Below are 8,780 nucleotides of genomic sequence, written 5' to 3'. Positions count from 1 at the left end.
CTCGCAGAGCCTGCTGTGGGGAGTCGTGGAGACGGCGGGGCGGAGCGGGTCGCCCCGGCGGCTGAGGGCCGTCGATCTGCCGCTCGAAGCCTCTGGACGGGTAGGGCGGGCGTTCGCGGCCGCGTTGACCGGCGGGGACGAGCTCGTGGCCGTCCGGGACGGGGCGCTGCTGGTGCCGCGGCTGACCCGGGCGCCGGGCGGCGACCGCAGCTGGACGCCCGCCGGGACGGTCCTGGTCACCGGCGGCGGACTCGGGGTCGAGACGGCGAAGTGGCTGGCGGGCGCGGGAGCGTCCAGCGTCCTCCTGGCCGTCGGCCCGGCCGAGCCCGCACCCGACGGGCTGGACGGCGCGATCACCTCGGTCGTGTTCGATCCCGCCGATCCGGCGGCGATTCCCGCTCTCCTCGAACTCCTCCCGGACGGCGAGCCGCTCGCCGCGGTCTTCCACACCGCGGCGATGGCCGGCGGCGAGGCAGCCATGGACGCCGCCCGGCAGCTGCACGAATCCACCAAGGATCTGGAACTGTCCGCCTTCGTCCTCTTCGCTCCGCTGACGGCATCGGCCGGAGCCCGCTCCGCCCGTCCCGAAGATCTGGCGGTCGGGGCCTTCCACGACGCCCTCGCACGCCGACGCCGCGCCGCCGGGCTCCCGGCGACGTCGCTGCTGTGGGGGACGGTCGAAGGCGGCGACGAGCAGCCCGGCCTGCGCCCGATGCGCGCGTCGGCCGCCCTGCGGGACCTGCCGCGGATCCTCGCCGGGCCGCCCTGCGTGGTCGTCGCCGACGTCACCGCGGCGTTCCCCGGCGCGGCCCCGCGCACGTCCAGGGACGCTGCCCCTGCCGCCGCCGACCCCGGCGGCCTCCTGCTCCGGCTCGAAGGCCGCTCCCCCGGGGAGCGCGACCGGTTGCTGCTGGAGTTCGTGCTCGCGACGACCGCCGACGCCCTCGGCCACGAGGGCGGCCACGCCGTCGCGCCCGAGGCCGACTTCCTCGACCTCGGCATCACCTCGCTCGGCGCCCTCACCCTGCGCGACCGGCTCGCCCGGGCGACCGGCCTGTCCCTGCCGCCCAGCGCGGTCTACGACCTGCCGACCCCGTCCGCGCTGGCCGAGTACCTCGGCGCGGAGCTGGACGGCACTAGCCAACGGAGCACATCTTGAACGAACCTGTCGTGATCGTCGGAGCCGGCCCTGGCGGCCTCATGCTCGCCTGCGAGCTGGCCCTCGCGGGAGTCCCCGTCACCGTGTTGGACCGCCGGACGGAGCGCTCGCACGAGTCGGGCGGCGCGCTGCTGCACGCCCGCTGCGTCGAGACGCTCAAGCAGCGCGGCATCGCCGACCGGTTCGGCGACGCGTCCACCCCGCGCTGGAACCGGACCCATTTCGGCCTGCTGTACATCGAGTTCGACGAGGAGCTGGGCGAGACCGAGTTCGACTGGCTCATTCCGCAGGTCCGCACCGAGGAGATCCTGGAGGAGCGGGCCCTCGAACTCGGCGTCCAGGTGCTGCACGGCCAGGAGGTGACCGGGGTCGAGCAGGACGCCGGCGGCGTCACCGTGACGGTGGCGGCACAGGACGGCGAGCGGACCGTCCGCGGCGCCTACCTGGTCGGCGCGGACGGCGTGCACAGCACCGTCGCCAGGCTCTGCGGGTTCGACTACGAGGAGTTCGCGCCGGCCTACTACGGCGTGACGGCCGACGTCGGCGACTTCGCCGGCAACCGCGACAAGTTCGTCAACGGCCTGTACCCGGGCGGCCAGCTCGGCATCCTTCCGCTCCAGCCGGGCCGCATCAGGATCATGACGGTCGAGTGGGAGGACCGTGACGTCCCGCCGGGCACCCCGGTGACCAGGGACGAGGTCCTTGGCAGCGTCCGCAGGCTCGTCGGCACGGCGCCCGACGTCGAGGAACCGACCTGGATGGAGCGGAACGGCCACGCGACCCGGCTGGTCCGCTCCTACCGGGACGGCCGCGTGCTGCTCGTCGGCGACGCCGCTCACTCGCACCCGCCGTCCTCCGGCAACGGCATGGTCACCACCCTGCACGACGCCGTGAACCTCGGCTGGAAGCTCGCCGCCGAGGTGCTGGGACGGGCGCCGGAGGGCCTGCTCGACAGCTACGACGCCGAGCGCCGTCCGGTGGGCCGCCGGGCCTGCGTGCGGGCGGCGGCGCAGATCGCGATCCAGCATCCGCTGGAGAAGGTCGGGCCGCTGCGGGAGATCCTGGCGGGGCTCGTCGAGATGAAGGCGGTGCAGCGGTACCTCGTCCAGTACGTCACCGAGGTGTCCTACGCCTTCGACCTGACCGGCGTGCCCGGCGAGCCGCACGAGCTGATCGGCCGGCGCTTCCCGGACGTGCGGACGACCCGTCCGGACGGTACCGAGCTCACGACCTACGAGCCGCTGGCGGGCGGCCGGGGCCTCGTCCTCAACCTGACGGGCAAGCCGGAGGCCTTGCCCGCCGTCCCCGAGCACCTCGCCGACCTCGTCGAGGTGGTGACGGTCGAGCCGGTCGCCGACCTCGACGCGCGGGTCGTGGTCGTCCGCCCCGACGGCTTCATCGCCTGGGCCGACCGCGGCGAGGACGGCGACCCCGGGTTCGCCCGGACGCTCCGCACCTGGTTCGGCTGAGCCCGCTTAAGCGGGCTTTGAGGGGTCTTTTACGGGCTTTCGAGAGAATGGCCGTGGCAATTCCAGAATTGCCACGGCCAAATCCTGCCCATGCGAAAAAGGGGTACCCACATGTCCGACGGCCTCCGCATTCTCGGAACAGCCTCGCACGTCGCCAACCTTCTCGGCGGCGACTCCAGCGTCCACAGCCTGTACGGCCCCGAGGGATCGCCGGTCTACCACTTCCTCACCCGCTACGACGAGGCCGACGCCGAGGCGATGCTGGCGGTCGCCGAGGGCCGCAAGGGGACGCTGCTTGAGCTGGCGTGCGGCTCGGGACGGCTCACCTTCCCGTTCCTGGAGCAGGGGTTCGACGCAGTCGGCCTCGACATGTCGCCGCACATGCTGAGCCTGTTCGCCGAGCGCCTCGAAGAGGAGAAGGAGGACGGCTCCGACTACACCGACCGAGTCACCACCATCGAGGGCGACATGACGTCGTTCTCCCTCGACCGGACCTTCGACTTCATCACCCTCGGCGCGAACGCGATCAGCTACCTGGAGAAGGAGCAGCGCGCTTCGCTGTTCGCCTCCGTGCGCGCCCACCTCGCCGAGGGCGGCCGCTTCCTGATGACGCTCATCGAGTTCCCCGGCATCGAGGAACGCTCGGAGCCGTTCGAGACCCAGGCGATCGTCGCGACCGGCGCCGACGCCGACATCCCGATGTTGCTGACCCTGCTCGACTACGTGGACCCGGTGGAGATGCTCCGGTCCAGCAACTTCCTCGCCCACCGCGTCGAGGACGGCAGGGTCATAGACTCCAAGATCTTCACTGCGCTGTCCGGCGTACTGCCGGCCGCCCCGCTCCGTGCGGAGATCGAGGAGGCCGGCCTGCGAGTGCTGAAGCAGCACGAGGTGGTCAGCCAGTTCCAGATCCAGGCGTCCTTCGCGATCACGCCGAAGATCTACCTGCTCGAAGTGGCCCTGTAGTCCGTGCCCTTCCCCGGGGCCTCAGGCCCCGGGGAAGGTCTGCCCGAGCTCGGTGAAGGACTCCCCACCGTGGTCGCCCCACAGATGCGTGATGGCCTCGAGCGTGCAGTAGTCGCGGAACAGCACGATCTGGCCGTCGCGGATCCGGAGGACCTGGATGTAGCGCGCGTGGAAGTGCTCGCCGGTGACGGTGTCCTCGGTCCTGGACGTGAACTCCGCGATGACGACCTCGGGGTCGTCGGTCTCGTAGACGGTCTCGTCGAGATGGCCGAGCGGGCGCCGGGTCCCGCGGGTGGCGTTCTGCAGGGCCGCCGAGATGACGGCCCGGATCGTCTCCCTGCCTTCGAACCGGCGCGGCAGGCCGTTCGGCGAGAACGGCACCTCCAGCACGCCGTCCTCGGCGAACAGGTCGGCCTGCCCGTCGGCATCGAGCCGGGAAATGCGTTCCTGCTTGAGCATGAAGATTTCACGGGGCGTCAGGTCTCTGTGTTGATTCATGGACACATCGAACAACAAGCCACTAAACACACCCTTTGAGCGCCCTAAAACGATCTTGCCGGTGCCTGGTCGGTTTGATATCGAGAAAGGCACCGGATATCGCGTCGTCCGACCCTAGGGACCAAGAGATGAATGAGCCCATCGCCATTGTTGGAATTTCTTGCCGATTTCCCGGGGGTGACGGCCCCGAGCAATTCTGGCGGCTGCTGCGCGACGGCCGCAGCGCGATAGGGCAGGCTCCGGAGGGCCGCTGGGACGACGTCGAGCTCCCGATGCGAACGGGCGGGTTCCTCGACCGGATCGACGGCATGGACCTGGGCTTCTTCGGCATCTCGCCGCGCGAGGCCACGGTCATGGACCCGAGGCAGCGGCTCATGCTGGAGCTCGGCTGGGAGGCCCTGGAGGACGCGCGGGTCCTCCCCGACGAGCTGCGCGGCTCCCGGACGGGCGTCTACGTCGGGGCCATCTGGGACGACTACGCCGCCCTGCTGCGTGATCTGGGCGGGCCGACCCCGCACTCGCTGACCGGCACCAACCGCGGGATCATCGCCAACCGGCTGTCGTACGTGCTCGGCCTGCACGGACCGAGCATGACCGTCGACACCGGGCAGAGCTCGTCGCTGGTCGCGGTCCGGCTGGCCTGCGAGAGCCTGCTGCGCGGCGAGTCGGAGTTCGCACTGGCGGGCGGCGTCAACCTGAACATCCTCGGCGAGGGGACGCTGGCCGCGCTCCGTTTCGGCGCCCTGTCCTCCGACGGCCGGAGCCGCGCGTTCGACGCGGACGCCAACGGCTACGTGCGCGGCGAGGGCGGTGCGGTGGTCGTGCTGAAGCCCCTCGCGCGGGCGATCGCGGACGGCGACCGGATCTACTGCACGATCCTGGGCGGCGCGGTCAACAACGACGGCGCCACCGACGGGCTGACCACTCCGAGCGCCGAGGGCCAGGCACAGGTCCTGCACGACGCCTACCGGGACGCCGGGGTCGCGCCCGCCGACGTCCAGTACGTCGAGCTGCACGGCACCGGCACGAAGGCCGGCGACCCGATCGAGGCCGCCGCGCTCGGCGCCGTCCTCGGCCCGGACAGGGAGGGCCGGCTGCTCGTCGGCTCCGCCAAGACGAACATCGGCCATCTGGAGGGCGCCGCGGGCATCGCCGGCCTGGTCAAGACCGCCCTGAGCCTCCTGCACCGCGAAATCCCCGCGAGCCTCGGCTACGAGACCCCGAACCCCGCCATCCCGCTGGACGAACTGCGCCTGACCGTCCAGACCGAGCCGTCGGCGTGGCCCGGCGCGCACGGCGACGCCCTCGCCGGCGTGTCCTCCTTCGGCATGGGCGGCACCAACTGCCATCTCGTCCTCGGCGCGCCCCCCGTACCCGCCCTGCCCGTAGAGCGGCCCGGCCCCGCGACCGTCCCCTGGCTGCTGTCAGGACGGACGCCCGCGGCCGTCCGCGCACAGGCCGCAAAGCTCGCCGCCTACCTGGACGAACAGCCCACCCCGACCGCCCAGACGCAGACCGAGGAACCCGCCGACCTCCTGGATGAGCGGCCAAGGCCGTCCGTCGTCGCGGTCGCCGCCGCTCTGGCGACCACCCGCACCGCTTTCGAGCACCGGGCTGCGGTGCTCGGATCCGACCGCGACACCCTCACCGCGGGCCTCCGTGCCCTCGCCGTCTCTGACGAGGGGCTGACGGGACGGGTCGATGGCGGGGCGACGGCGTTCCTGTTCACCGGGCAGGGGGCGCAGCGCGTCGGCATGGGGCGTGAGCTGGCCGCGGCGTTTCCCGCGTTCGCCGAGGCACTGGACGCCGCCGCCGGTGAGCTCGACCGGCATCTGCCGCGCGGGCTGCGGGAGATCATGTGGGCGGAGCCGGGCGGAGCCGACGCGGCGCTGCTGGATCACACGCTGTACACGCAGGCGGCGCTGTTCGCCGTCGAGGTCGCGCTGTATCGGCTGGTGGAGTCGTTCGGGGTGCGTCCCGAGTACGTCGCGGGGCACTCGATCGGCGAGTTCGCCGCCGCGCACGTCGCGGGCGTGCTGAGCCTGGCGGATGCGGCGCGGCTGGTGGCGGCGCGCGGGGCGCTCATGGAGGAGCTGTCCGAGGGCGGCGCCATGATCGCGGTCCGTGCCTCGGCCGAGGAGGCCGCCGGGGTGCTGACGGGCGGGGTGGGGCTGGCAGCCGTCAACGGGCCGCGCTCGGTGGTGATGTCGGGGCCCGAGGACGAGACCGTCCGGGCGGCGGCCGCGCTGGAGGGGCGCGGCCACCGGACCCGGCGGCTGCGAGTCGGCCGCGCCTTCCATTCGGCACTCATGGAGCCGATGCTGGAGCGGTTCGCCGAGGTCGCGGCGTCGGTGGAGTTCCGGCCGTCCCAGCTGCCGGTGGTGTCGATGCTCACCGGACGGCCCGTGGACGACGAGCTGCGGGACCCCGGTTACTGGGTGCGGCAGATCCGGGAGCCGGTGCGGTTCGCCGACTGCGTGTCCTGGCTGCGGGAGGCCGGGGCCCGGACGTTCCTCGAGCTCGGGCCCGGACGGGTGCTGACCGTCCTCGCCGAGGAGAACCTCGACGACGGCGCGTCGGTGTTCCTGCCCACGCTCCGCGACGGGGCGGAGGAGCACGCGTTCGTGACGGCACTCGCGGGCCTGCACGTCCACGGCGCCGAGATCGACTGGCGGTCCCTGCTCGGCTCCGAGACGACCGATCTTCCCACGTACGCCTTCCAGCGCAGGCAGGTCTGGCCCGACCAGGCGAACCTGCGGACGAACAGCCATGTACCGGTCGTATCGCAGGAAGCGTCCGAGGATGCCGGGGAGGAGCCGTCCGCGGACGGGCCGTACGGGCGGGACGCTCTGGGAGCGCTCAGCGGGGCCGAGGCCCGGCGGAGGCTCGCCGACCTGGTCAGGGTCTGCGTGGAGACGGCGCTCGGATACGGGCCTGAGGACGCCCTCGACACCGGGCTGACCTTCAAGGAGCTGGGGTTCGACTCCGTGACCGGGGTCGATCTGCGCGGCAGGCTCCAGGCGATGAGCGGCCTGCGGCTGCCCGCCACCATGATCTTCGACTGGCCGACTCCGGAGACCCTCGTCGACCATCTCGTCGAGGAGCTGCTCGCGGCGCCCAGCGACGACGCCCCGACCCTGACGGCGGCGCGCGCCGACGAGCCGATCGCGATCGTCGGGATCGGCTGTCGTTACCCGGGCGGCGTCCGGTCCGCCGACGACCTGTGGCGGCTCGTCGACGAGGGCCGGGACGCAATCACCGAGTTCCCCGGCAACCGCAGCTGGGACCTGCGATCCCTGCTCGGCGACGCCGCCGCGCCCGGTGGCTCCACCACCCGGCACGGCGGGTTCCTGCACGATGCTGCCGCCTTCGATGCGGCGTTCTTCGGGCTCAGCCCGCGCGAGGCCACCGCGATGGACCCGCAGCAGCGGCTGCTGCTGGAGACCGCGTGGGAGACCTTCGAGCACGCCGGAATCGACCCGACGGGCCTCGCCCGCCGTCCGGTCGGAGTGTTCGTCGGCGCGACGGCGCACGGCTACGGCCCCGAGCTGCGCGAACCCGTCGACGGCTACGACGGGTTCCGGCTGACGGGCAGCACCGTCAGCGTCGCGTCCGGGCGGATCGCCTACACCTTCGGCTTCGAGGGCCCCGCCGTCACGATCGACACGGCCTGTTCGTCCTCGCTGGTGGCACTGCACATCGCGGGGCGCGCGCTGCTGGCGGGCGACTGCACGATGGCGCTGGCAGGCGGGGTGACGGTGATGAGTTCGCCCGGCATGTTCCTGGAGTTCAGCCGCCAGAACGGCCTCGCCCCCGACGGCCGCTGCAAGCCGTTCGCGGCCGGCGCCGACGGCACCGGCTGGGCCGAGGGTGTCGGCCTGGTCCTGCTGGAGCGCCTGTCGGACGCGGAGCGCCTCGGCCACACGGTCCTCGCGGTCATCAAGGGTTCGGCGATCAACCAGGACGGCGCGAGCAACGGGCTGTCCGCGCCGAACGGTCCGTCCCAGCAGCGGGTGATCGAGCGTGCGCTGGCCGGCGCGGGCCTGACCGCCGACGAGGTCGACGCGGTCGAGGCCCACGGCACCGGCACGACCCTCGGCGACCCCGTCGAGGCGCAGGCGCTCCTCGCCACCTACGGCCGCGACCGCGCCGGCGGGCACCCCGCCCGCCTCGGCTCGATCAAGTCGAACATCGGCCACACCCAGGCCGCCGCCGGCGTCGCAGGCGTCATCAAAATGGTCCAGGCGATGCGCCACGGCACCCTCCCGAAGACCCTCCACCTGGACGAGCCCACGCCGCACGTCGACTGGACCACCGGCGCCGTCACCCTCCTCGCCGAACCGGCCACCTGGCCCGACACCGGCCGCCCGCGCCGCGCCGCCGTCTCCTCCTTCGGCATCAGCGGCACCAACGCCCACCTCATCCTCGAACAGTCCCCCACCGGGGTGGCCGCCTCCAGTGGGGAGGCCGCTTCCGGGCAGGGGACGGACGTCGTGTTGCCGGTGTCGGCGAAGGAGACGACGGCGCTGCGGGCTTCGGCCGGGTTGCTGGCCGGTCATCTTGGTGGGCGGGACGGGCTGGTGCCCGGGGATCTGGTGGGGGGGCTCGCCGGGAGGGCGCAGTTGGCGCGGAGGGCAGCGGTCGTCGTCGGGAGAGACGACAGGGAAGGTGCGATCGAGGCGTTCGAG

General features: G+C 72.6%; 5 protein-coding genes. 4 read left to right on the top strand and 1 reads right to left on the bottom strand.

The annotated features are described in order from the left end of the window. The 3 genes from ACFWP5_RS50640 to mpaM form a co-directional block, all read left to right on the top strand. The coding region (locus tag ACFWP5_RS50640) for a beta-ketoacyl reductase (RefSeq protein WP_384173632.1) at positions 1 to 1,159 on the top strand (1,159 nt) is incomplete at its 5' end. Next, positions 1,156 to 2,628, top strand: a complete 1,473-nt coding sequence (locus ACFWP5_RS50635) for an FAD-dependent monooxygenase (RefSeq protein ID WP_384173629.1) — start codon at positions 1,156 to 1,158, stop codon at positions 2,626 to 2,628. The genes ACFWP5_RS50640 and ACFWP5_RS50635, both read left to right, overlap by 4 nt. Before the next feature lie 111 nt (positions 2,629 to 2,739). Then, entirely contained in the window at positions 2,740 to 3,594 is an 855-nt protein-coding gene (gene mpaM, locus ACFWP5_RS50630) for a daptide-type RiPP biosynthesis methyltransferase (protein WP_384173626.1), read from the top strand. A gap of 21 nt (positions 3,595 to 3,615) precedes the next feature. Here mpaM and ACFWP5_RS50625 read toward each other — a convergent pair whose 3' ends face one another. Beyond that, on the bottom strand, positions 3,616 to 4,092 hold the full coding sequence (locus tag ACFWP5_RS50625) for a nuclear transport factor 2 family protein (protein ID WP_384173623.1): 477 nt from the start codon (positions 4,090 to 4,092) through the stop codon (positions 3,616 to 3,618). A 128-nt stretch (positions 4,093 to 4,220) separates the two neighbouring features. Between ACFWP5_RS50625 and ACFWP5_RS50620 the strand changes: the two genes are divergently transcribed. Continuing rightward, on the top strand, positions 4,221 to 8,780 hold a 4,560-nt coding region (locus tag ACFWP5_RS50620; protein WP_384173620.1), incomplete at its 3' end, for a beta-ketoacyl synthase N-terminal-like domain-containing protein.

Source organism: Streptomyces sp. NPDC058469, assembly GCF_042721125.1.
Classification (GTDB): Bacteria; Actinomycetota; Actinomycetes; order Streptomycetales; family Streptomycetaceae; genus Streptomyces.
This window is presented reverse-complemented; position numbering and strand designations above follow the sequence as displayed.